Below are 21,928 nucleotides of genomic sequence, written 5' to 3' on the forward strand. Positions count from 1 at the left end.
GCCCCGCTCCTCCTCGCGCCACCCCGACGCGTCCGCAGTCGTCCCCTACTGAATACGCCTTCGGCGGGAAAAACGTTCCCACCCGCCCTGTCGCCCCGCGGCGAAGCAGGGTTAGCCGGTAGGCCACGCCGCGTGGAACGAATCACCTCGCGCCGATGTCGAAACCGCTCGAACGGCACGCCACTGGACCACCCGTGCGACAAGATGCGGGAATCGGGCACTTAGGCTCAGCCCCACATCGTCACGGAGAGCGAAAGGGACTCGCTGTGGACTACGTCGAGCACGTCATCGACCTCGTCGGCAACACCCCGCTGGTGCGGCTGAACTCGCTGGCCGAGTCCGCCTCGACGCCGGTGCTGGCGAAAGTCGAGTACCTCAACCCCGGCGGCAGCGTCAAAGACCGCATCGCGCTGCGCATGGTCGAAGCCGCGGAGGACTCCGGGGAGCTCAAGCCCGGCGGGACCATCGTCGAACCCACCTCCGGCAACACCGGTGTCGGCCTGGCGATGGTGGCGCAGCGCAAGGGATACCGCTGCGTGTTCGTCTGCCCCGACAAGGTCAGCGAGGACAAGCGCAGCGTGCTGGAGGCGTACGGCGCCGAGGTCGTCGTCTGCCCGACGGCGGTGCCGCCGGAGCACTCCGAGTCCTACTACAGCGTCTCCGACCGGCTCGTCACCGAGATCGACGGCGCCTGGAAGCCCAACCAGTACGCCAACCCCGCCAACCCCGAGTCGCACTACCTGAGCACCGGCCCGGAGATCTGGCGCCAGACCGAAGGCCGCATCACGCACTTCGTGGCGGGCATCGGCACCGGCGGCACCATCTCGGGCATCGGCCGCTACCTCAAGGAGGTCTCCGGCGGGAAGGTGCAGATCATCGGCGCCGACCCGGAGGGCTCCGTGTACTCAGGTGGCGGCGGGCGGCCCTACCTCGTCGAGGGCGTCGGCGAGGACTTCTGGCCGGAGACCTACGACCGCGGCATCTGCGACGAGATCGTGCCCGTCTCCGACGCCGACTCGTTCACCATGACCCGTGCCCTCGCCCGCGAGGAGGCGCTGCTCGTCGGCGGTTCCTGCGGGATGGCCGCTGCCGCCGCGCTGCGGGTGGCGGAGCGCACCGGGCCGGACGACGTGATCGTGGTGCTGCTGCCCGACGGCGGCCGGGGGTACCTCGGCAAGGTCTTCAACGACTCGTGGATGGCGAAGTACGGCTTCCTGTCCCCGGACCACGCGGGCGCCGCCATCAAGGACGTGCTGCTGCGCAAGGACGGCACCATCCCCGAGCTCGTCCACGTTCACCCGAACGAGACCGTCGCGGAGGCGGTGGCCATCCTGCGGGAATTCGGGGTGTCCCAGATGCCGGTCGTCAACGCCGAACCGCCGGTGATGGTCGCCGAGATCGCCGGGGCGGTCAACGAGCGCGACCTGCTCGACGCGCTGTTCGCCGGCCGCGCCCAGCTCGCCGACCGCATCGAAGAGCACATGTCCCCGCCGCTCCCCACCATCGGTGCAGGCGAGGAGGTCAGCGCGGCGATGACGGCGCTGGCGGGCGCGGACGGGGCGATGGTGCTCATCGGCGGCAAGCCCGCCGGAGTGGTCACCCGGCAGGACGTGCTGGCATTCATCGCCGGGCGTTGACTTTTCGTTACGGACGGCCGCTACGCTGCTGACATATCGGATAGCGTGTGGACGATCAACTCGCTTCAGACTTCATGCTTCACGCCCAAGGGGGTCAGGAAACCCGATGAGCTCTCCGCAGCCGCCGGACGGCGGTCAGCAGGGACAGCAACCGCAGGGGACCGATTCGGAGGCGCAAGCCACCGAGTCGCAGATCAGTTCCCAGCTGGACCCGCAGACCCCGGCCACCGACCAGTCCTCCGGCGCGGACGCCACTCAGGTCGTCCGCCCCGCGCAGCTGGACCAGAACGCGGGCCAAGCGTCCGCCGACTCCACCCAGGTCGTGCGCCCCGCGCAGCAGCCCGCAGGCGGGGACTCCACGCAGGTCGTGCCGCCGTCGATGCAGCCGCCGCAGCCGATGTACGAGCAGCCCGGCAACGCGGGCGGCGGTGAGTCGGCGACGCAGATGGTGCCGCCGTCGATGCAGCCGCCGCAGCCGATGTACAACCAGCCGGGCACCCAGAGCCAGCCCGGCGGGTTCCCGCAGCAACCGCCGGCCGGCACCCCCGGTGGCGGATTCCCGGCACCGCAGGCCGGTTTCGGCGCACCGCCGCCGCAGGCCGCTCCCGGGCAGCCGGGCTTCGCGCCGCAGATGCCCATCGGGCCGGGTCAGCCCGGCGCGGGCGCGGAGAACGGCACGCTCGCGAAGGTCACCGGCTGGGTGGCCGCCGTCATCGGCGGGCTCTCCACCCTCTCCGGGCTGCTCGGCGTGATCGGGCTGTTCGGCGCCGCCGCGCTCGGCGTCAGCGCGGGGAACGGCTTCCTGGTCGTGCTCCAGCTGCTGGCCTCCATCGTGATGTTGGTCGGCGGTATCTTCCTGATCACCCGCAAGCCGCTCGGCCCGTACTTGACGGCCGGTGGTGCCGGGTTCTCCGCGCTGATCCAGCTGATCACCTCGATCGGCTTCGCGAGCAGCGTCGGCCTGCTGATCACGGGCATCATCGGCGCGCTCATCGCCATCGCCATCGCGGTGCTGGCGATGCTGCCCGCCACTCGGGACTGGATCGCCGCGGCTCCGGTCGCGCCGGGCGGCCCGCAGGCCGGCTACGCGCAGCAGCCCTACGCGGCTCAGCCCCAGTTCGGCCAGCAGCAGCCCGGCCCGTACGGCCAGCCGCCGCAGCAGTTCGGTCAGCCGGGGCAGCAGCCCCCGCAGTACGGGCAGCCCGGGCCGTACGGTCAGCCCCAGCCGGGGCAGCCGCAGCCGGGCCAGCCCCAGTTCGGCCAGCCGCCGCAGTACGGCCAGCCGCAGTACGGCCAGCAGCCCGGCCAGCCCCCGCAGTACGGGCAGCCTCCGCAGTACGGGCAGCAGCCCGGCGGCTACCCGCAGCAGCCGGGGCAGCAGCCGCCTCAGTGGTGACCCGCTGAACCAGCCACGACGGCCCTCGACCACCTCGGTCGGGGGCCGTCGTCATGCGTGCGGCCGGACGGTTCCGCGCACCCCGGAACGGCAACGGCGACCTGCCGAACGGCGGAGGGGCGTGTGGTCCGTACGCTGCGACACATGAGTGATGGCTTCGCCACCCGCGCTATCCACGCGGGCCAGCAACCCGATCCGACGACCGGTTCGGTGATCGTCCCCATCCACGCCACCTCCACCTACGCCCAGGACGGCGTCGGCGGCATGCGCTCGGGGTACGAGTACTCGCGCACCGGCAACCCGACCCGCACCGCGCTGGAGCAGTGCCTCGCGGAGCTCGAAGGCGCGAAGCACGGCCGGGCCTTCTCCTCGGGGATGGCGGCCACGGACGCCGTGCTGCGCGGCACGCTGCGACCCGGCGACCACATGATCATTCCCGATGACGCCTACGGCGGCACGTTCCGCCTGGTCGACAAGGTGCTCACCGAGTGGGGCGTGCAGTACACGCCGGTCCCGGTCTCCGACGTCGACGCGGTGCGGGCGGCGGTGCGGCCGGAGACGAAGGTGCTGTGGGTCGAGACGCCCACGAACCCGCTGCTGACCATCGCCGACATCGCCGCGCTGGCCCAGGTCTCGCGCGATGCGGGCCTCAAGCTCGTCGTCGACAACACCTTCGCCACCCCGTACCTGCAGCGTCCGCTGGAGCTGGGCGCGGACGTGGTCGTGCACTCCACGACGAAGTACCTCGGCGGGCACTCCGACGTGGTCGGCGGCGCGGTGCTCACCTCCGACGACGCGCTGGCGAGCTCGGTGGCGTTCCTGCAGAACACCGCGGGCGCGGTCCCCGGGCCGTTCGACGCGTGGCTGACGATGCGCGGCGTGAAGACGCTGGCGGCGCGGATGGACCGGCACAGCGCCAACGCGGGACGCATCGCCGCGGCCCTGCGCGAGCACCCGAAGGTCTCCAAGGTCTACTACCCGGGCCTGCCCGAGCACCCCGGCCACGAGGTCGCGGCGAAGCAGATGCACGGTTTCGGCGGCATGATCTCGTTCATCCACGTCGACGGCGAGCAGGCCGCGCTGGACGTGTGCGCCAAGACCCGCCTGTTCACCCTGGCCGAGTCGCTCGGCGGGGTCGAGTCGCTGATCGAGCACCCCGGCAAGATGACCCACGCCAGCACCGCGGGGTCGGCGCTGCAGGTGCCCGGCGACCTGGTGCGGTTGTCCGTCGGCATCGAGGAAGCCGACGACCTCGTCGAGGATCTGCTCTCGGCGCTCTGACCTGTGCGGATCAGTGGCCCGCTCGCCCGGCATCGGCCGGGTGGGCGGGCCGTCGAGCCGTCCGGGTCAGGGCGCGATCGACGGGTCGGTGCCGGTCGGCTGCGAGTGCGGTGCCTCGCCGAGCTGCGGCGCCGGGGTGACCGGGAGGTCCTCCGCTTGCACGCACCCGCCGATGAGCTCGACGACGCCGTCCCGCTCGCGGTACGAGCCGGGGTCGTCGCAGCCGCTCTGGGCCACCGCGAACACCGCCGCCGCGGACAGGACCGTCGCCAGCGCGATGCCGCCTGCCAGTGAGAGCGTTCCCGTCGGAGCCGTGGCCGGTGTCATACGTCCTCCCCGGAGCGCCTGCTCCGCGCGCCGCTGCGCAGTAGTGGGTCCGCCGCGCGCGCCCGGCAGAGCCCCGGTGCCGCAGGTCGATCACGCGTACTGCGCAGCGTACCCAACACCTCGCCCGGCGGTCGCCGTTCGCGCTGGTGCACGATTGGCGGTATGCAGCTGATCAGCCTGGACCGGATCCACGCAGCGGCCAAGGAGCTCTCCGACGTGGTCCGGCGGACCCCGCTCGCGCATTCCAGGGTGCTCAGCGACCACGTCGGCGGTGACGTCCACCTGAAGTGCGAGAACCTCCAGCGCACGGGGGCGTTCAAGCTGCGCGGCGCCTACGTCCGGCTGCGCGCGCTCGACGAGCGGCAGCGCGCCGCCGGTGTGGTGGCGGCCAGCGCGGGCAACCACGCGCAGGGCGTCGCCTTGGCGGCGTCGCTGCTGGGCATTCGCTCCACCGTGTTCATGCCGGAGCGCGCGACGCTGCCGAAGCTGGCGGCGACGCAGTCCTACGGCGCGACGGTGCGGGCGGAAGGCGCGGTGCTGTCCGAAACCCTCTCCTTGGCCAAGGAGCACGCCGACCGGACCGGTGCCGAGTTCATCCACCCCTTCGACCACCCGGACGTCCTCGCCGGGCAGGGCACGGTGGGGCTGGAGATCCTCGAACAGCTCCCGCACGTCGGCACGGTGGTGGTGCCGACCGGCGGAGGCGGCCTGATCAGCGGAGTGGCCGCCGCGGTGAAGGCCGTGCGCCCCCAGGTGCGGGTGATCGGCGTGCAGGCCGAGCAGGCCGCCGCCTGGCCCGCGTCGCTGGAGCAGGGCGCGCCGGTGCGCATCGAGAACACCCGCACGATGGCCGACGGCATCGCCGTCGCCGAGCCCGGCGAGGTGACGTTCGCGCACGTGTCCGCGCTCGTCGACGAGATGATCACGGTCAGCGAGCAGGCCCTGTCGCGGGCATTGCTGCTGTGTCTGGAGCGGATGAAGCTGGTCGCCGAACCGGCCGGGGTCGCCGCCGTCGCGGGAATCCTGGAGCGCCCGGACCTGATGACTTCGCCGACGGTGGCGGTGCTCTCCGGCGGCAACATCGATCCGCTGCTGCTGCTGCAGCTGATCCGGCACGGCATGACCTCCGCGGGCCGGTACCTGTCGTTGCGGGTGCGCCTGCCGGACCGGCCGGGATCGCTGGCGGGCCTGGTCGCTCAGCTCGGGGACCTGGCGGCGAACGTGCTCGACATCGAGCACTCCCGGATCTCCGGCGCGCTCGCGCTCGGCGAGGTCGACGTGGAGATCAGCCTGGAGACGCGCGGCCCGGAACACCGCGAGCACGTGGTCGCCGAGCTGACCCGGGCGGGCTTCACCGTCACCTCCGAACGCTGAAGCCCCTGATCGTGCCGCGGCGGTGCCGGTGATCACGCGCACCGGCACCGCCGCAGGTCCCCGGCGGGGTCCTCGCGCGAACGGCGCGGGACCCGCCGGGGTTCAACCCGACCCCCTGCGTGGGACGGCGCGGCGACCTCAGAGGTTGCCGCGCAGTTCCTGTTCTCTTTCGATGGCTTCGAACAGCGCCTTGAAGTTGCCCTTGCCGAATCCCAGCGAGCCGTGCCGCTCGATGAGCTCGTAGAACACCGTCGGCCGGTCGCCGATCGGCTTGGTGAAGATCTGCAGCAGGTAGCCGTCCTCGTCGCGGTCGACGAGGATGCCGTGCTCCTTCAAGGTCTCGATCGGCAGCCGCACCTCCCCGATGCGGGCCCGCAGCTCCGGGTCGTCGTAGTACGAGTCGGGCGTGGCGAGGAACTCCACGCCGGCGGCGCGCATCGCCGTGATGGTGCGCAGGATGTCGCCGGTGGCCAGCGCGATGTGCTGGCAGCCCGCGCCTCGGTAGAACTCCAGGTACTCGTCGATCTGGGATTTCTTGCGCCCGGCGGCGGGTTCGTTGAGCGGGAACTTCACCCGGTGGTTGCCGTTGGCGACGACCTTGCTCATCAGCGCGGAGTACTCGGTGGCGATGTCGTCGCCGACGAACTCGGCCATGTTCACGAAGCCCAGCACCCGGTTGTAGAACCCGACCCACCGGTCCATGTCGCCGAGTTCGACGTTGCCGACGCAGTGGTCGACGGCCTGGAACAGGCGTTTCGGCGCCCCTTCGGGCTTGACGTAGCCGCTGCTGCGGGCGACGTACCCGGGCAGGTAGGGGCCGGTGTAGCGGCTGCGGTCGATCAGGGTGTGCCTGGTCTCGCCGTAGGTCGCGATGGCCGCGGTGCGCACCACCCCGTGCTCGTCGGCGAGGTCGTGCGGTTCGTCGAGAATCGTCGCGCCTTGCGCGCGGGCGTGTTCGACGCAGCGGTCCACGTCCTGCACTTCCAGGGCGAGGTCGACCACGCCGTCGCCGTGCGCCCGGTGGTGGTCGGCGAGCGGGCTGTCCGGATCCACGGCTCCTCGCAGCACGAAGCGGGCGGAGCCGGACTTGAGCACGTACGCCTTGTGGTCCCGGAAGCCGTTCTCGGGGCCGCGGTAGGCGACGAGTTCCATGCCGAACGCGACCTGGTAGAACAGCGCGCTCTGAGTGGCGTTGCCGACGACGAACACGACCGCGTCCATCGCCCGCACCGGGAACGGGTCGTGGCTCGTGTCGTGGTCGACGAGTCCGACGAGTCGGCGCATCTGATCGAAGGTGACGTCATCGAGCTTGCCGGTGGTGCCGATGTCGTCGTGGTCGACGGTGCCGGTCACGATGGCCTCCCTGCCTTGTGCGAGGTTCGTGGGCTGCAGCGTGAGCCGGTCGGGCATGCTGCGCAAGGGACTTCCGTTCTGCTGGGCAAGGTGTGCAGAAGTGCCGGTCGGCGGGTCGATCGGCTGGTCAGGTTGTGCAGGGAGGCGCTGGTGGACTTCGAGGAGACCGAGCTGGACGCGCTCGACGCCCGGCTGCTGCTGTTGCTGGCCGACGAGCCGCGGCTCGGCGTGCTGGAGTGCTCGCGGCGGCTGGGCGTGGCGCGGGGGACGGTGCAGGCTCGGCTGGATCGGATGCGCCGGCGCGGGGTGCTGCGCGGTTTCCCGCCTGATCTGAACCTGGCGGCGATGGGGTACGGGCTGACCGCGTTCGCGGTGCTGGAGATCGCGCAGGGGCAGCGCAACGCGGTGGCGCAGCGGCTGGCGGCGATCGACGAGGTGTGCGAGGTGCACACGACCACGGGCGAGGGCGATCTGTGGGTGCGGTTGGTGGCGCGCTCGAACGCGGACCTGCAGCGGGTGATCGACGAGGTGGTGGCGGCGCCGCAGGTGTTGCGGACGTCGACGTCGATCGCGTTGTCCACGCCGGTGCCGCCGCGGGTGCGGCCGTTGCTGGAGCGGCTGGCGGGTGAGCCTCCGACTGCGCCTTGACGATTTCAGGCGGTGCTGAGTATCTTCGATTTGAAACGTTTTATGGTCGCCGCGCCGTCAGGATCCGACTCGGCCTGGCCCGTTCCTCGCGGTGCTCGATCGCCATGAACCCTGACTGCAAGCGATTTCGTTGCAAACCCGAGGCAGCCTCTCGGCTCTCGCTCGCGCTTTCCCTCGAGGGTGTCGGCGCGCAGATATGAAACGTTTAATCGATCCGTCCGAGCTCACTCCGGAACAGCCCAGCGCAGTGCTGATCCGCGATCCCCGCCGGCGAAGATCCACCCGCCCGTGATCGCCACCGGCGCCCCGCGCTGGGAGAAGGAAGGCGACATGGACCGTCCTGGACCGACCCGGCGCACCGTCCTCAAAGCCACCGCTGGCACCGCCGCGTTCATCGCGATCAGCCCCGGCACCTCGGCCGCCGCCAACGGACCCGGCATCCGCGTGACCGGCACCGGCGTGGAGCACGCGGCCGAACCGCTCGGCCTCGACGTGCCCCGGCCGCGGCTGAGCTGGCACCTCGGCTCCGATGCTCGTGACCAGGTGCAATCCGCCTACCGGCTGCTCGTGGCGACCTCCGCCGACCTGCTGCGCGAAGGCGCCGCCGACGTGTGGGACAGCGGCAAGGTGCTCGCGGGGGACTCGCTGCTCGTCGAATACGGCGGCCCCCGGTTGCAGGCGCGGACCCGCTACTGGTGGACGGTCCGGGTCTGGGACGCGCAGGGGATCGCTTCGCCGTACGGAGAACCGTCCTGGTGGGAGACCGGTCTGCAGGACGCGGCGAACTGGACCGCGCACTGGATCCGGCCACCCGACGGCGGCACCACGCAGCTGCGCAGGCCCTTCCACGTAGCGGCCCCCGTCGTGCGCGCCCGGCTCCACGCCACCGCGCTCGGCGTCTACGAACCGGAGCTCAACGGCCACCGCGTCGGCGATCACCGGCTCGCGCCCGGCTGGACCGACTACCGGGTGCGGGTGCAATACCAGACCTACGACGTGACGGAACTGGTGCGCGAAGGCGACAACGTGCTCGGCGCGCACCTCGGGCCCGGCTGGTACGCGGGGCACGTGGGCATGTTCGGGCCCGGTCAGTACGGCGACCGGCCGCTGCTCCGGGCGCAGCTGGAGATCGACCACGCGGACGGGAGCCGCAGCACCGTCGGCACCGACGACGGCTGGCGCACGACGACCGGAGCCATCCGCTCCTCGGACCTGCTGATGGGGGAGGAGCAGGACGCCCGCGCCGCGACGCCCGGTTGGAGCTCGCCCGGTTACGACGCGAGCTCCTGGACCGCCGTCGAGGTCGACGACGGCATCGGAGTCGACCCCGTCGCCCAAGCGGACCCGCCGGTGCGCGCGACCGAGGAACTGCCCGCGGTGAACCGGACCGAACCGGCCCCCGGCACCTGCGTCTACGACCTGGGCCAGAACATGGTGGGCGTGGTGCGGCTGCGCGTCGACGGCGCGGCGGGCACCGAGGTGCGGGTGCGGCACGCGGAGGTCCTCAACCCCGACGGCACCGCCTACACCGACAACCTGCGGGAGGCCACCGCCACCGACACCTACGTGCTCGGCGGCGGTCCCGCGGTGCTGGAACCGAAGTTCACCTTCCACGGCTTCCGCTACGTCGAGGTCACCGGTGCCGCTCCCGAACCCGCCGACGTGGTGGGCCTGGTGCTGCACACCGACCTGCCGCAGACGATGTCGCTGAGCACCGACCAGCCGATGCTCGACCGGTTGCAGCGCAACATCACCTGGGGGCAGCGCGGCAACTTCCTGTCCATCCCCACCGACACCCCGGCCCGCGACGAGCGGCTCGGCTGGACCGGGGACATCAACGTGTTCTGCGGTACCGCCGCCTACGTCGCGGGCTCGGCGGGGTTCCTCGCGAAGTGGACCACCGACCTGCGCGACGCCCAGAGCGCGGACGGCGCGTTCCCCGACGTCGCTCCCGCCGTCGGCGACCTCGGCGCGGGAACGGCCGGGTGGGGAGACGCGGGCATCACGGTCCCGTGGGTGCTCCACGAGCGCTTCGGCGACCGGCGGGCGCTCGCGGAGAACTACCCGGCGATGCTGCGCTGGCTCGACCACCTGACCGCGACCAGCGACGGGGACCTGCGCCCGGCGGACGGGGCGCGCTACGGCGACTGGCTCAACGTGGACGAGGAGACGCGGCGCGACCTCATCGCCACCGCCTGGGTCGGCTACGCGGCGCGGACCGCCGCGCAGGTCGCCGACGCGCTCGGCGAGGCGGCCGACGCGGAGCGTCACCGTGAGCACCACGGACGAGTGCGCCAGGCCTTCCAGCGGGCTTACCTGGACGAGACCGGACGCTTGCGCGACGACGCCGCGGCGGGCCGGGGCGACACCCAGACCGGCTACGTGCTCGCGCTGTCGTTCGACCTGGTGCCGGCGGAGCTGCGCGCCGCCGCGGCCGACCGGCTGGTCTCGCTCATCGAGCAGCGCGGCGGGCACCTGTCCACGGGTTTCCTCGGCACCCCGTACCTGTTGCCGGTGCTCACCGCCACCGGCCACCTCGACACCGCCTATCGGCTGCTGGAGCAGCGCGAATTCCCCTCGTGGGGCTATCAGATCGACCGCGGTGCCACGACCATGTGGGAGCGCTGGGACTCGATCCGGCCGGACGGCGAGTTCAACGATCCGTCGATGAATTCGTTCAACCATTACGCCTACGGTTCCGTCGGCGAATGGATGTACCGGACGATCGCGGGCATCGAGCCGCTCGATCCGGGTTTCCGCAGGGTGCTCGTGCGACCGCGCCCAGGCGGCGGCGTGGGCCGGGCGGCGGCGCGGTTCTCCGGGCCGTACGGGGAGATCGCGACGCGGTGGTCCCGGGTGGACGGGGGGTACCGGCTCGAAGCGGAGGTTCCGGTGAACACCACCGCCGAGGTTCACGTGCCGATCGCGGTGCGCGCCGACCCGAATGCGTCATTCATTCGACGGGACGCTGAATTCGATGTGTACGAGATCGGTTCAGGAAAGTGGGAATTCACTTCCTGACTTTTTCGACGCGAAATCCACGGCTCTCGGCAACGGAAGTCGGACGGTTGGTCTCGCTGATCGAGTGGTCTGCGAGACCAAGCGCGTCGTGTTAAAGGGGCGTCCCTGCGAAGACGTGCATGCGTCGCCCGGAGTGCGCGATAAAGCGCGCGCGGATAAGCGGAGCGGGCGTGCTCAGGTCACGCCCGCTACCGCTGATGGTTCAGCCGGTGAAAGGCTCGGCCTTGACCAGGGTCACCTTCATGGTGCCGCCGTTGGGCAGTTCGTACTCCCGGGTCTCGCCTTCCTTGGCCTCCAGCAGTGCCTGGCCCAGCGGAGAGGTCGGGGAGTACACCTCGAGGTCGCCGTGCGCGCCCTCTTCCCGGTTGGCCAGCAGGAACTGCTCAGTGTCGTCCTCGCCGTCGTAGCGCACGGTCAGCACGGATCCGGGCTTGGCCACGCCGGACTCCGTGGGCACGTCGCCGACCTGCGCGGTGCGCAGCAGTTCCTGCAGCTGGCGGATGCGCGACTCGAGCTGGCCCTGCTCCTCGCGAGCGGCGTGGTACCCGCCGTTCTCCTTGAGGTCGCCTTCCTCCCGGGCCTCGTTGATCTTCGCGGCGATCACCGGGCGGTTGGCCACGAGCTCATCGAGCTCGCCCTTGAGCCGCGCATAAGCATCCTGGGTCAGCCAGGTCACCTGGGTATCGCTCACGGTCACCACTCCTCGTCGACGGCGACCCGCCTTCCGCGGGCCGACAACTTCCGTCCTTGCGAATTCCGGGTACTGCTAGGAACGGAAAAAACACGGCCCGCGCGGGACCGTGCTGCTGATGACGATAGCACAAATCAGCCCACCGATGGAGTGCATTATCTCAGCATCCGGGGCCGACTAGAGTTGTTCACCCGGTTGGCCGCTGGTGGGTGGACAAATATTCAGGAACGCGGTAGGTACAGCCGTACACCTCCCCGATGGTCGCTCGATGAGAGGTGCGGAGCACCGTGCCCAGCTGGATCGTGCCGTCCGCCGGGGGCACCAGAATCTCTTTTCGCCCGACTTCTTCGCCGGATTCCGCGCGACCCCGGATCACGCACGCGGCGGGCTTGGCCGGATCGTCGCGCCGCACTTCGGCGGTGACCTGGACGGAGCCGTCGTCGAGCACCTCGAACGCGGTCTGCTTGCCTTCGATCGGCGGGCTGCCCAGGTTCTGGTACCCGACGAGGGCCACGGCGATGAGGACGACGACCGCGACGGCTCCGAGCGCCCAGCGGGCCACCGGCGGGACGGTTCGCCGGGCGCGAGACCCGTACCGCCCTTCGGGGACCTGGCTGCTCACCGTCCGCCGCCTCCCTGCTCCGATCGGGGTTAGCCGGATCGGACGATGCCTGCCCGGCCGTTCGGGAATGTCGGTCCATTGGGAACAATGGGTGGCGACACCCTCGTTGAGTATCCCTGTGGGTGTCCGGCCGGCAGTCAGCGGGGCCGGGTGTGACGTGAGCAGGAAGGAACATGCCTCCGATGGCCGAGAAGCTGCGTCTGATGACGGTGCACGCGCACCCGGACGACGAGTCCAGCAAAGGGGCGGCGACCACCGCGCGCTACGTGGCCGACGGCCATGATGTGATGGTCGTCACCTGCACGGGTGGTGAAGCGGGCAGCATCTTGAACCCGGCCATGGAACGACCGGACGTGCTGGCCAACATGCAGGCCATCCGCCGGCAGGAGATGGCCGAGGCCGCCGCGATCCTCGGCGTGCGGCACCGCTGGCTCGGCTACGTCGACTCGGGCCTGCCCGAGGGCGACCCGACGCCGCCGCTGCCGGAGGGCTGCTTCGCGACGGTGGACCCCGCGGGGCCGACCGCCGACCTCGTGGCGCTGCTGCGCGAGTTCCGCCCGCACGTCGTGATCACCTACGACGAGAACGGCGGTTACCCGCACCCCGACCACATCCGCTGCCACGAGGTGTCGATGGCCGCGTTCGACGCGGCGGGCGACCCGGAGCTCCACCAGGACGCGGGCGAGCCGTGGCAGCCGCTGAAGCTGTACTACTCGCACGGTTTCTCCCGCAAGAAGATGCAGCTGTTCCACGACGCGCTGCTGGAGCGCGGCCTGGAGTCGCCGTACGGCGACTGGCTGGCGAAGTGGGACGGGAGCAGGCCCGACAACGACGAGCGGGTCACGACCCGCGTCGAGTGCGGGGCATACTTCGAGGTGCGGGACAACGCGCTGCGCGCGCACGCGACCCAGATCGACCCGGACAGCCGGTGGTTCGCGGTCCCGCTGGACATCCAGCGAGCGCTGTGGCCCACGGAGGACTACGAGCTGGTGCGCTCGCTGGTCGATTCGACGTTGCCGGAGGACGACCTGTTCTCCGGAGTGCGGGAGAAGGTGTCGGCATGAACGCGCACGAAGCGCTGACCTGGGTGGTCGCGCAGGCGCCCGCTCCGCCGGCGGACCCGGGCGGTCAGGGGGAGGACTTCGGCAAGTCCTCCCCGGTGGGGCTGTTGCTGCTGGTCGTGTTCGCCATCGCGGTGGCGTTCCTGATCCGTTCGATGACCAAGCACTTGAAGAAGCTGCCGGTCAGCTTCGACGAGCAGCGCGCCGCCGCGGCGGCCCCGGCCCGCGTCCAGCGAGCGGAGGCCGCCGCCAAGACACGAGCCGAAGCGGACGCGACGGGTGACGCCGACCCCGATGCGGCCGACGCCGAAGCCAAGGGCGGCGGTACCGCGACCCGCTAGCCCTCGACCGCCACCGGGCTCGGGCGCCGGATCGGCCCCTGCGGGCAGGGGCGTTTCGGCGCCGGGCCGGATGGGTGCGGTGATCACCACCGGGTGGGAGGGTTGCAGCATGAACCGGCTTGCAGACGCGACCAGCCCGTACCTGTTGCAGCACGCGGACAACCCCGTGCAGTGGTGGCCGTGGTCGCCGGAGGCGTTCGAGGAGGCCCGCCGCCGGGACGTGCCGGTGCTGCTGTCGGTCGGTTACGCCGCGTGCCACTGGTGCCACGTGATGGCGCACGAATCCTTCGAGGACGCCGACGTCGCGGCCGTCATGAACGAGCACTTCGTGAACATCAAGGTCGACCGGGAGGAACGCCCCGACGTCGACTCGGTGTACATGGAGGCCACCCAGGCCATGACCGGGCAGGGCGGTTGGCCGATGACGTGCTTCCTCACGCCGGACGGCGAACCGTTCCACTGCGGCACCTACTACCCGCCGAAGCCGCTGCACGGGATGCCGTCGTTCCCGCAGCTGCTCGACGCCGTGGCCGCGGCGTGGTCGGAGCGCGGCGCGGAGGTGCGGCAGGCCGCGACGCGAGTGGTCGAGCAGCTCGCCGGGCAACGACCGGCGCTCCCCGAGTCCAGCATGGACGACGAGGTGCTGGAGTCGGCGGTGTCCCGGCTGGGCTCCGAGTTCGACGAGGCGAACGCCGGGTTCGGCGGGGCTCCGAAGTTCCCGCCGTCGATGGTCGTGGAGTTCCTGCTGCGCCACCACGAGCGCACCGGCTCGGCCGAGGCGCTGCGCCTGGCGCAGCGGACCTGCGAGGGGATGGCCCGCGGCGGCCTGTACGACCAGCTCGCCGGTGGTTTCGCGCGCTACAGCGTCGACGCCGAATGGGTCGTGCCGCACTTCGAGAAGATGCTCTACGACAACGCGCTGCTGCTGCGCGCCTACGCCCACTTGGCGCGGTTGGACACCGCCTCGGCGGAGTCGGCGCGGCGGGTGACCCGCGAGACCGGCGAGTTCCTGCTGCGGGACCTGCGCACAGCTGAAGGCGCGTTCGCCGCCTCCCTCGACGCCGACACCGAGGGCGTCGAAGGGCTCACCTACGTCTGGACGCCGGAGGAGCTGCGCGAAGTGCTCGGCGAGCAGGACGCGCAGTGGGCCGCGGAGCTGCTCGCGGTGACCCAGGACGGGACCTTCGAGCACGGCGCCTCCACGCTCCAGCTGCACCGGGATCCCGATGATCCGGTGCGGTGGCGGCGGATTCGCGAGATCCTCGCGGACGCCCGCGCCCGCCGGCCGCAGCCGGGGATCGACGACAAGGTGGTCACGGCGTGGAACGGCATGGCGCTGACCGCGCTGGTCGAAGCCGCCGCGGTCCTCGACGAACCGCAGTGGATCACCGATGCAGCCCGCGTCGCCGAGTTGCTGGTCGAGCGGCACCTCGTCGACGGTCGGCTGCGCCGCAGCTCCCGCGCCGGGGTCGTGGGCCACGCGGCCGGGGTCCTGGAGGACCACGGCTGCCTCGCGGAGGGGTTGCTCGCGCTGCACCAGGCCACCGGTGAGCGGCGGTGGCTGGACGCGTCGTGCGAGCTGCTCGACACCGCGCTGGACAAGTTCGCCGATCACGAGAACCCCGGCGTCTTCTACGACACCGCCGTGGACGCGGAGGCGTTGGTGCGCCGTCCCTCCGACCCCACGGACAACGCCAGCCCGTCCGGTGCTTCGGCGACCGCCGCCGCGCTGCTGACGGCCGCCGCGCTGGCCGGTCCGGACCGCGCGAGCCGGTACCGCGAGGCCGCCGAGCAGGCGGTGTCCAGGGCGGGACTGCTCGGGCAGCGCGCGCCGCGCTTCGCCGGGCACTGGCTGGCCACCGCCGAGGCGCTGGCGCACGGGCCCGTGCAGATCGCCGTCGCGGGCGAGCAGGACGCGGACCGCGCGGAATTGCTGGCGGTCGCCCGCAGGCACGCGCCGGGCGGCGCGGTCGCGGTGGCGGGGGCACCGGAGGCGGACGCGATGCCACTGCTTGCCGGACGTGGCCTCGTCGACGGGCGCACCGCCGCCTACGTCTGCCGCGGGTACGTCTGCGATCGCCCCGTGACCTCGGCCGACGAGCTGAGGGCCGCGCTGGCTCGCTGATCAGCGCACCGCCCGCCTGTCACCGTGCGGCAGGCGGGCGGTGCGATCCAGGTCAGGTCAGGCGTAGAGGGCCAGCCAGATCGACACGTGGTGGCAGATCGCCGCCACGGTCACGGCCGCGTGGAAGAACTCGTGGTACCCGAAGGTCTTCGGCCACGGGTCCGGCCACCGGCTCGCGTAGCAGATCGCGCCCAGCGAGTAGAGCACGCCGCCCACGACGAGCAGCACGAACGCCGCCACGCCCGCGTTCGAGAGAAGCTCGGGCAGCACGAACACGGCCACCCAGCCCAACGCGAGGTACACCGGCACGCCCACCCAGCGCGGCCCGTTCGGCCACGCCAGCTTCAGCACCACGCCGCCGAGCGCGCCGCCCCACACCACGGCCAGCACGACCGCGCCGGTGGTGGGCTGCATCGCCAGCATCGCGAACGGCGTGTAGGTGCCCGCGATGAACAGGAAGATCATCGAGTGGTCCAGGCGGCGCATCCAGGTCCGCGCGTCCACCGAGTTCCAGGTCTTGCGGTGGTAGAGCGCGCTGACCCCGAACAGGCCGAGCACGGTCGCCACGTAGATGGAGGTCCCGAGTGCCGCGGCGGCACCCACGGTGGCCGCCGCGAGCGAGATCAGCGTCGCGCCCGAAGCGACGGCGGCGACCAGGGACCAGAGGTGGATCCAGCCGCGCATCCTCGGCTTGATGTCGGAGGTGGCGCGTCGAGCTGTCAGGGCGCTAGTCACAGCGCAAGATTACGGGACCGTAGGTTGTGCGCCTTCCCCCAATGGCGGTGATGTCCGTTGCAGCTCCGTGGTGCGATTCCGGCCGTCACCGTCCGCAGTCGGCGGAGGGACCGTCGGGGCTGGACAGGGGCGCGCGTAGTCTCAGGGAGCGTGGCGCTCAAGGTTCGTGTGCGAGAACTCATCTACGACGTGTACGAGAGGCGGCTGCGCCGCAAGCTCAGAGGTGCCAGAGCGCCGCGACATGTGGGCGTGATCCTCGATGGCAACCGCCGGTGGGCGAAGGAAGCCGGGCTCGACATCGCGCACGGCCACCGGGCGGGTGCGCGCAAGATCAGCGAACTGCTCGGCTGGTGCCAGGAGGCCAAGGTCGAGGTGGTCACGCTGTGGCTGCTGTCGACCGACAACCTCAATCGCTCCAGCGCGGAGCTCGACGCCCTGCTGGAGATCATCGCCGGGGTCGTCGACGAGCTCACCGACGCGAGCAACCCGTGGCGGGTGCGCATCGTCGGGGCGTTGGACATGCTGCCCACCGAGACCGCCGCCCGGCTCTCGGCCGCCGCGCTGCGCACCGAGGGGCGCACCGGGATGCAGGTGAACGTCGCGGCGGGCTACGGCGGACGGCAGGAGATCGCCGACGCGGTGCGCAAGCTCCTGCAGCAGCACGCGGAGACGGGCACCACCATCGAGGAGCTCGCGGAGTTCCTCACCGTGGACCACATCTCCGAGCACCTCTACACCTCCGGCCAGCCGGACCCGGACCTGCTGATCCGCACGTCCGGCGAGCAGCGGCTGTCCGGTTTCATGCTGTGGCAGTCGGCGCACTCGGAGTTCTGGTTCTGCGAGGCCTACTGGCCGGCGTTCCGACGAGTCGACTTCCTGCGCGCGTTGCGCGAGTACTCGGCGCGGCACCGCCGCTACGGCGCGGGCTGACCGTTCGACGACCGGTGCGCCTGGCGCGGTACGGCCGCGCCAGGCGCACCGGATTCGGTTCAGCGGCGCGGAAATCGTCCGCAGCGCAGCAAAAAGGCCAGGTCCCGAAGGACCTGGCCTTTTCTGCATCCACACGAGCGCCGAGTGTGTCAGCCCTTGGAGGAGGGGTGGTCGACCACCGGGGCGTTGGTGCACTGGCTGGTCTGCGGCGACAGGATCGGGACGACGGCGCCGAGGACGGCGACGTTGTTGCCGCACAGCTGCACCGGCACAGCGCTGATGTTGTTGTCGTTCAGCAGGTTGACGCCGTCGTTGTCGGCGCTGTCCGCGTTGGCGATCGGGGCGAGGGCCATCAGGCCGGCCGCCGCGCCGGCGACGATCACTGCCTTCTTCAGCATTGCGTTCACTCTCCTTGTGTATTGCCGCGGGATGCCCTGAAGCGGCACGATTACCCATGTGCGCGCGCACTGCTACCGATTCAGGGCGATCGAGATGTCACCGGAGAACGGACCCCACTCGAATCGTCGAGATGGATTCCGGCTAGGTCGGTGACATTACCTCGAAATCAGAAATCCGTCGCATTCGACACACGTGAAGCGAAATGAGATCGTCTCTCGCGAACCGCTCCAGGTGGGTTTTCCGCGACTGAGGCTAGAGCCTGCTCAGCCCTTGGAGGACGGGTGGTCGACCACCGGGGCGTTGGTGCAGTCGCTGGTCTGCGGCGACAGGATCGGGACGACGGCGCCGAGGACGGCGACGTTGTTCCCGCAGGCCTGGACGGGCAGCACGCTGAGGTTGTTGTCGTTCAGCAGGTTGACGCCGTCGTTGTCCGCGCTGTCCGCGTTGGCGATCGGTGCCAGCGCCATCAGACCCGCCGCCGCGCCGGCGACGATCACTGCCTTCTTCAGCACTTGGATGCTCCTTGTTGTTTCGGGTGTTGCGGCCGCGGTCCCTCGTTCACGAGCACCCCGGAAGTCGCCCAGGGAGGCAGCCGCGAAAAAAACCTAACCATTCCTGAAGGTGGAAGCACAGCTGGGTAACACCATCGTGTGGTCTATTAATTTGGCCCTCAAGTTTCGGGTCGTGCCTCGTTCTTGGCTACTGGGGAGTTAAGGAATCGCGCGCATATCATTCGGCGATTCCGGTTCGATCGCGGGGTTCCGCGCAATGGTGTTCGGCGGCTTCCGGCGCTGCTCGCGCGGCCGTACCGTCCGGATGTGGACCCCTCGGAACTGGTGCGCGGATACCTGCGGCTCGGGTTGCGCTTCGGCCGGCTCGACGACGGGATGGTGCTGTCCTGCACCGCCGATCCGCGGACGTGCCGCGGCGTCGCGGGTGAGCCCGTACCAAGCCCCGGTGAGCTCGTGGCGCAGGCCGCTCGACTGCGCGCCGCGCTGCCGGATTCCGGATTGCCGGAGGTGCGCGCCCGGTTCCTCGACGCGCAGCTCGCCGCGCTGGAATGCCGTGGCAAGAAGCTCACCGGGCAGGCGATGTCGTTCCGCGACGAGGTCGAAGGGTGCTTCCGGGTCCGCCCGGAGCGCGGCGATCCGGAGCGGTATCGCCTGGTGCACGCGGAGCTGGCCGACGTCCTGCCCGGCACCGGTGATCCGGCGCCGCGGCTCGCCCGGTTGTCCGAGCAGGAGCGGGTGCCGCCGGACCTGGTGCCGCGCGCCGTCCGGGTGCTCTCGGAGGCGTTGCGCGGGCGGGTGCGCGCGGGAGCGGAGTTGCCGACGCAGGAGCACGTCCGCTACCGCTGCGTGCGCGGCCGTCCGTGGGCGGCGCTGCACCGGTACCTGGGCGAGTTCCGCTCGCTGGTGGCGATCGACCTGGATCGCGTCCGGTGGGCGGGGAACCTCCCGGCGTTGGTCGCGCACGAGTCCTACCCCGGTCATCACGCTGAGCACTGCCGGAAGGAGCGGCTGCTCGTCGACGAGCGCGGGTGGGACGAGCACCGCATCGCCGTGCGGGACACGCCGCAGTCGCTGCTCGCCGAGGGGCTCGCGGACTTCGGCCTGCACCTCGCCGTGGGGCCGGGCTGGGGGAGGTGGGCGTCGGAGGTGCTGGCGGAGTCGGGCATCGCCTTCGACGGGGAGCTGGCGGAACGAGTGCACGACGTGCTGTTCCGGCTGCGCCGGGTCCGGCTGGACGCGGCGTTGTCGCTGCACGAGGACGGGGTGGGGGAGGACGAGGTGGTGGCTCGGCTGGTCCGGTGGGCGTGCCTGCCGGTGGTGCGGGCTCGCGCGTTCGTGCGGTTCATCGCGGATCCGCGATGGCGGCTCTACGCCGTCGCCTACGCGGAAGGGGCCGAGCTGGTGCGGGGGAGGATCGCCGAAGGCGAAGACCTGGCACGGCTGCTCGGCGAGCCGTGGACGCCGGGCGGGCTCGCCGGTGTCCTGCCGGTGAACGGCAGAACGGGCCCGCCGGGGGGATCGGCGCTGATCTGATCAGCGGATGCGTTCAGCTAGCCGAGAAAGCCCGAAAGATCCCGTTGTTCACTCGAACAGACCAAAGTGGACGCTGTGTTGATCACGGCACGTGCGTACGTTCGGGTGGCTGCGCGAGCGCGTTCCCGGGTTGCCACCACATCGTGGAAATACCGCTGTGAGCAGGCATTTCAATGGCTTCGGGGAAGTCGGACGCGGCGTGCGGATGGCATCCGGGTGCACTGAACCCGGTGCGTACGTGACACCCGTCTGACGTTCTGGCGAATCACCTGTGTGGTCGCCTGCCCAGAACGGAATCACGGAGGTAGCGTCCGAAGTGACGGGTCGACGCGTAAATGGCCCGTCCGGGGAGGCCCTGACCGTGGTCGTTGGCTGGATCGGACGGTATCACCGTCCTCCGTGGTCGCTCGGGGCCGGTGCGCGGCCTCGGTGGCTGCGTCGGACCGTCCGCCGGTCCGGCCAGGCCAGGCAGGGGCAGGCCCGGCCCGCCGACGAGCGGGCGTGTGCCCCACGCCCGCGAGGGAGTAGCCGTGACCACACGACGTTCCCAGGCCGCAGCGGAACACCCGGCCCAGGCCGAGGTTTCCGCAGGCGTCGCAGCCCCAACGGAGGTCCGCACGTACGTGCTCGACACCTCGGTGCTGCTGTCCGATCCGTGGGCGATGACCCGCTTCGCCGAGCACCGCGTGGTGCTGCCGCTGGTCGTGATCAGCGAACTAGAGGCGAAGCGGCATCACCCCGAACTCGGCTGGTTCGCCCGCGAGGCCCTGCGCGGCCTCGATGAACTGCGAATCGAGCACGGCCGTCTGGACGCGCCGGTCGAGATCGGCGAGCACGGCGGCACGTTGCACGTCGAGCTCAACCACTCCGATCCGCAGGTGCTGCCACCCGGTTTCCGCACCGACTCCAACGACGCCCGGATCTTGGCGTGTTCGCTGAACCTCGCCGCGGACGGGCACCTGGTCACCTTGGTGACCAAGGACATGCCGTTGCGGGTGAAGGCGGCGTCGGTCGCGCTGGAGGCCGATGAATACCGGGCTCAGGACGTGGTCTCCACGGGCTGGAACGGCATGGCGGACCTCGACGTGCCATCGGAATCGGTCGACGTGCTGTTCAAGGAGGGCGAGGCCGACCTCGACGATGCCAAGGACCTGCCCGCGAACACCGGGCTGCGGCTGCTCGCCGGAACCCAGAGCGCGCTGGGCAGGGTCACCGCCGACAAGCAGGTGAAGCTGGTGCGCGGCGACCGCGAGGCCTTCGGCCTGCACGGCCGTTCCGCGGAGCAGCGCATCGCGCTGGACCTGCTGCTCGACCAGGACGTCGGCATCGTGTCGCTCGGCGGCCGGGCCGGTACCGGCAAGTCGGCGCTCGCGCTGTGCGCCGGGCTGGAGGCCGTGCTGGAACGCCAGCAGCACCGCAAGGTCGTGGTGTTCCGGCCGGTGTATGCGGTCGGCGGTCAGGAACTGGGCTACCTGCCGGGCAGCGAGAACGAGAAGATGCAGCCCTGGGCGCAGGCGGTCTTCGACACGTTGGGCGCGTTGGCCAGCGAGAACGTGCTCGAAGAGGTCACCGAGCGCGGCATGCTGGAGGTGCTGCCGCTGACCCACATCCGAGGTCGGTCGCTGCACGACTCGTTCGTGATCGTGGACGAGGCCCAGTCGCTGGAGCGCAACGTGCTGCTCACGGTGCTGTCCCGGCTCGGCGCGAACTCGCGCGTGGTGCTGACCCACGACGTGGCGCAGCGGGACAACCTGCGCGTCGGGCGGCACGACGGGGTGGCGGCGGTGATCGAGAAGCTCAAGGGGCACCCGCTGTTCGCCCACATCACGCTCACCCGCTCGGAGCGGTCACCGGTGGCGGCGCTGGTGACGGAGATGCTGGAAGGGGAGTTCACCCCCTGAGCGACGGCCGGTCGGTGGCGCCCGCGAACACGGGCGCCACC

At 70.9% G+C, this 21,928-nt stretch carries 19 protein-coding genes; 12 read left to right on the forward strand and 7 right to left on the reverse strand.

Features of this window, described 5'->3' with window-relative positions; translation table 11 throughout:
* The first annotated feature begins 266 nt into the window (after positions 1-266).
* The 3 genes from OOZ19_RS18040 to OOZ19_RS18050 all read left to right on the forward strand — a co-directional run bounded on the left by OOZ19_RS18040 (position 267) and on the right by OOZ19_RS18050 (position 4,314).
* Positions 267-1,637 (forward strand): cystathionine beta-synthase, encoded by a 1,371-nt coding sequence (locus tag OOZ19_RS18040; RefSeq protein WP_266091277.1) that lies wholly within the window; start codon positions 267-269, stop codon positions 1,635-1,637.
* A 106-nt stretch (positions 1,638-1,743) separates the two neighbouring features.
* Positions 1,744-3,033 carry a hypothetical protein gene (locus OOZ19_RS18045; protein WP_266091278.1) on the forward strand — a complete coding sequence of 430 codons (1,290 nt, stop codon included), beginning with the start codon at positions 1,744-1,746 and terminating at the stop codon, positions 3,031-3,033.
* 144 nt (positions 3,034-3,177) lie between these two features.
* Positions 3,178-4,314, forward strand: a complete 1,137-nt coding sequence (locus OOZ19_RS18050; RefSeq protein ID WP_266091279.1) for a cystathionine gamma-synthase — start codon at positions 3,178-3,180, stop codon at positions 4,312-4,314.
* A 66-nt stretch (positions 4,315-4,380) separates the two neighbouring features.
* Here the strand turns inward: OOZ19_RS18050 and OOZ19_RS18055 are convergent, their stop codons facing one another.
* A complete protein-coding gene (locus tag OOZ19_RS18055; RefSeq protein ID WP_266091280.1) occupies positions 4,381-4,641 on the reverse strand; it encodes a hypothetical protein in 261 nt (86 codons plus the stop codon).
* A gap of 162 nt (positions 4,642-4,803) precedes the next feature.
* Between OOZ19_RS18055 and ilvA the strand changes: the two genes are divergently transcribed.
* Positions 4,804-6,015: a threonine ammonia-lyase gene (gene ilvA, locus OOZ19_RS18060; protein WP_266091281.1), complete on the forward strand. Its 1,212-nt coding sequence runs from the start codon at positions 4,804-4,806 to the stop codon at positions 6,013-6,015.
* 138 nt (positions 6,016-6,153) lie between these two features.
* Here ilvA and hppD read toward each other — a convergent pair whose 3' ends face one another.
* A complete protein-coding gene (gene hppD, locus OOZ19_RS18065; protein ID WP_266091301.1) occupies positions 6,154-7,299 on the reverse strand; it encodes a 4-hydroxyphenylpyruvate dioxygenase in 1,146 nt (381 codons plus the stop codon).
* A 219-nt stretch (positions 7,300-7,518) separates the two neighbouring features.
* Between hppD and OOZ19_RS18070 the strand changes: the two genes are divergently transcribed.
* The gene (locus OOZ19_RS18070; RefSeq protein ID WP_266091282.1) at positions 7,519-8,016 is read left to right on the forward strand and encodes an Lrp/AsnC family transcriptional regulator; all 498 of its coding nucleotides are present in this window, start codon (positions 7,519-7,521) and stop codon (positions 8,014-8,016) included.
* A 288-nt stretch (positions 8,017-8,304) separates the two neighbouring features.
* Positions 8,305-11,037 carry a family 78 glycoside hydrolase catalytic domain gene (locus OOZ19_RS18075; RefSeq protein WP_266091283.1) on the forward strand — a complete coding sequence of 911 codons (2,733 nt, stop codon included), beginning with the start codon at positions 8,305-8,307 and terminating at the stop codon, positions 11,035-11,037.
* Positions 11,038-11,239: 202 nt separating this feature from the next.
* Here OOZ19_RS18075 and greA read toward each other — a convergent pair whose 3' ends face one another.
* Both greA and OOZ19_RS18085 read right to left on the reverse strand, forming a co-directional pair.
* Positions 11,240-11,728, reverse strand: a complete 489-nt coding sequence (gene greA, locus OOZ19_RS18080) for a transcription elongation factor GreA (protein ID WP_266091284.1) — start codon at positions 11,726-11,728, stop codon at positions 11,240-11,242.
* 187 nt (positions 11,729-11,915) lie between these two features.
* On the reverse strand, positions 11,916-12,350 hold the full coding sequence (locus OOZ19_RS18085) for a DUF4307 domain-containing protein (protein ID WP_266091285.1): 435 nt from the start codon (positions 12,348-12,350) through the stop codon (positions 11,916-11,918).
* Between the two features lie 182 nt (positions 12,351-12,532).
* Between OOZ19_RS18085 and mca the strand changes: the two genes are divergently transcribed.
* The 3 genes from mca to OOZ19_RS18100 all read left to right on the forward strand — a co-directional run bounded on the left by mca (position 12,533) and on the right by OOZ19_RS18100 (position 15,877).
* Positions 12,533-13,414, forward strand: a complete 882-nt coding sequence (gene mca / locus OOZ19_RS18090) for a mycothiol conjugate amidase Mca (RefSeq protein WP_184476783.1) — start codon at positions 12,533-12,535, stop codon at positions 13,412-13,414.
* The gene (locus tag OOZ19_RS18095; RefSeq protein WP_266091286.1) at positions 13,411-13,752 is read left to right on the forward strand and encodes a hypothetical protein; all 342 of its coding nucleotides are present in this window, start codon (positions 13,411-13,413) and stop codon (positions 13,750-13,752) included. Before mca ends, OOZ19_RS18095 begins: the two co-directional genes overlap by 4 nt.
* A gap of 109 nt (positions 13,753-13,861) precedes the next feature.
* Complete coding sequence (locus OOZ19_RS18100; RefSeq protein WP_266091287.1) at positions 13,862-15,877, forward strand: thioredoxin domain-containing protein; 2,016 nt, start codon at positions 13,862-13,864, stop codon at positions 15,875-15,877.
* Positions 15,878-15,934: 57 nt separating this feature from the next.
* On the opposite strand, the gene trhA is transcribed toward OOZ19_RS18100, so the two are convergent.
* Complete coding sequence (gene trhA / locus OOZ19_RS18105; protein ID WP_184484667.1) at positions 15,935-16,561, reverse strand: PAQR family membrane homeostasis protein TrhA; 627 nt, start codon at positions 16,559-16,561, stop codon at positions 15,935-15,937.
* A gap of 201 nt (positions 16,562-16,762) precedes the next feature.
* On the opposite strand from trhA, the gene OOZ19_RS18110 reads away from it, so the two are divergent.
* Complete coding sequence (locus tag OOZ19_RS18110) at positions 16,763-17,542, forward strand: isoprenyl transferase (protein ID WP_184476788.1); 780 nt, start codon at positions 16,763-16,765, stop codon at positions 17,540-17,542.
* Between the two features lie 149 nt (positions 17,543-17,691).
* On the opposite strand, the gene OOZ19_RS18115 is transcribed toward OOZ19_RS18110, so the two are convergent.
* Together OOZ19_RS18115 and OOZ19_RS18120 are read right to left on the reverse strand one after the other, a co-directional pair.
* On the reverse strand, positions 17,692-17,940 hold the full coding sequence (locus OOZ19_RS18115) for a hypothetical protein (protein WP_266091302.1): 249 nt from the start codon (positions 17,938-17,940) through the stop codon (positions 17,692-17,694).
* Positions 17,941-18,204: 264 nt separating this feature from the next.
* Positions 18,205-18,453: a hypothetical protein gene (locus OOZ19_RS18120; protein WP_266091288.1), complete on the reverse strand. Its 249-nt coding sequence runs from the start codon at positions 18,451-18,453 to the stop codon at positions 18,205-18,207.
* Between the two features lie 306 nt (positions 18,454-18,759).
* Between OOZ19_RS18120 and OOZ19_RS18125 the strand changes: the two genes are divergently transcribed.
* Both OOZ19_RS18125 and phoH2 read left to right on the forward strand, forming a co-directional pair.
* Positions 18,760-19,986 carry a DUF885 domain-containing protein gene (locus OOZ19_RS18125; RefSeq protein WP_266091289.1) on the forward strand — a complete coding sequence of 409 codons (1,227 nt, stop codon included), beginning with the start codon at positions 18,760-18,762 and terminating at the stop codon, positions 19,984-19,986.
* A gap of 530 nt (positions 19,987-20,516) precedes the next feature.
* Positions 20,517-21,887 (forward strand): RNA 5'-3' helicase PhoH2, encoded by a 1,371-nt coding sequence (gene phoH2, locus OOZ19_RS18130; RefSeq protein ID WP_416309457.1) that lies wholly within the window; start codon positions 20,517-20,519, stop codon positions 21,885-21,887.
* Positions 21,888-21,928 lie beyond the last annotated feature (41 nt).

The organism is Saccharopolyspora sp. NFXS83, from assembly GCF_026241095.1.
Classification (GTDB): Bacteria; Actinomycetota; Actinomycetes; order Mycobacteriales; family Pseudonocardiaceae; genus Saccharopolyspora_C.

What these genes read in the sequence shown, in the direction of transcription:
- OOZ19_RS18115 (WP_266091302.1), bottom strand. Translation starts at nt 17,940, where the DNA reads ATGCTGAAGAAGGCAGTGATCGTCGCCGGCGCGGCGGCCGGCCTGATG.
- OOZ19_RS18050 (WP_266091279.1), top strand. Translation starts at nt 3,178, where the DNA reads ATGAGTGATGGCTTCGCCACCCGCGCTATCCACGCGGGCCAGCAACCC.
- OOZ19_RS18100 (WP_266091287.1), top strand. Translation starts at nt 13,862, where the DNA reads ATGAACCGGCTTGCAGACGCGACCAGCCCGTACCTGTTGCAGCACGCG.
- ilvA (WP_266091281.1), top strand. Translation starts at nt 4,804, where the DNA reads ATGCAGCTGATCAGCCTGGACCGGATCCACGCAGCGGCCAAGGAGCTC.
- hppD (WP_266091301.1), bottom strand. Translation starts at nt 7,299, where the DNA reads ATGCGCCGACTCGTCGGACTCGTCGACCACGACACGAGCCACGACCCG.
- OOZ19_RS18055 (WP_266091280.1), bottom strand. Translation starts at nt 4,641, where the DNA reads ATGACACCGGCCACGGCTCCGACGGGAACGCTCTCACTGGCAGGCGGC.
- trhA (WP_184484667.1), bottom strand. Translation starts at nt 16,561, where the DNA reads ATGCGCGGCTGGATCCACCTCTGGTCCCTGGTCGCCGCCGTCGCTTCG.
- OOZ19_RS18045 (WP_266091278.1), top strand. Translation starts at nt 1,744, where the DNA reads ATGAGCTCTCCGCAGCCGCCGGACGGCGGTCAGCAGGGACAGCAACCG.
- mca (WP_184476783.1), top strand. Translation starts at nt 12,533, where the DNA reads ATGGCCGAGAAGCTGCGTCTGATGACGGTGCACGCGCACCCGGACGAC.
- OOZ19_RS18095 (WP_266091286.1), top strand. Translation starts at nt 13,411, where the DNA reads ATGAACGCGCACGAAGCGCTGACCTGGGTGGTCGCGCAGGCGCCCGCT.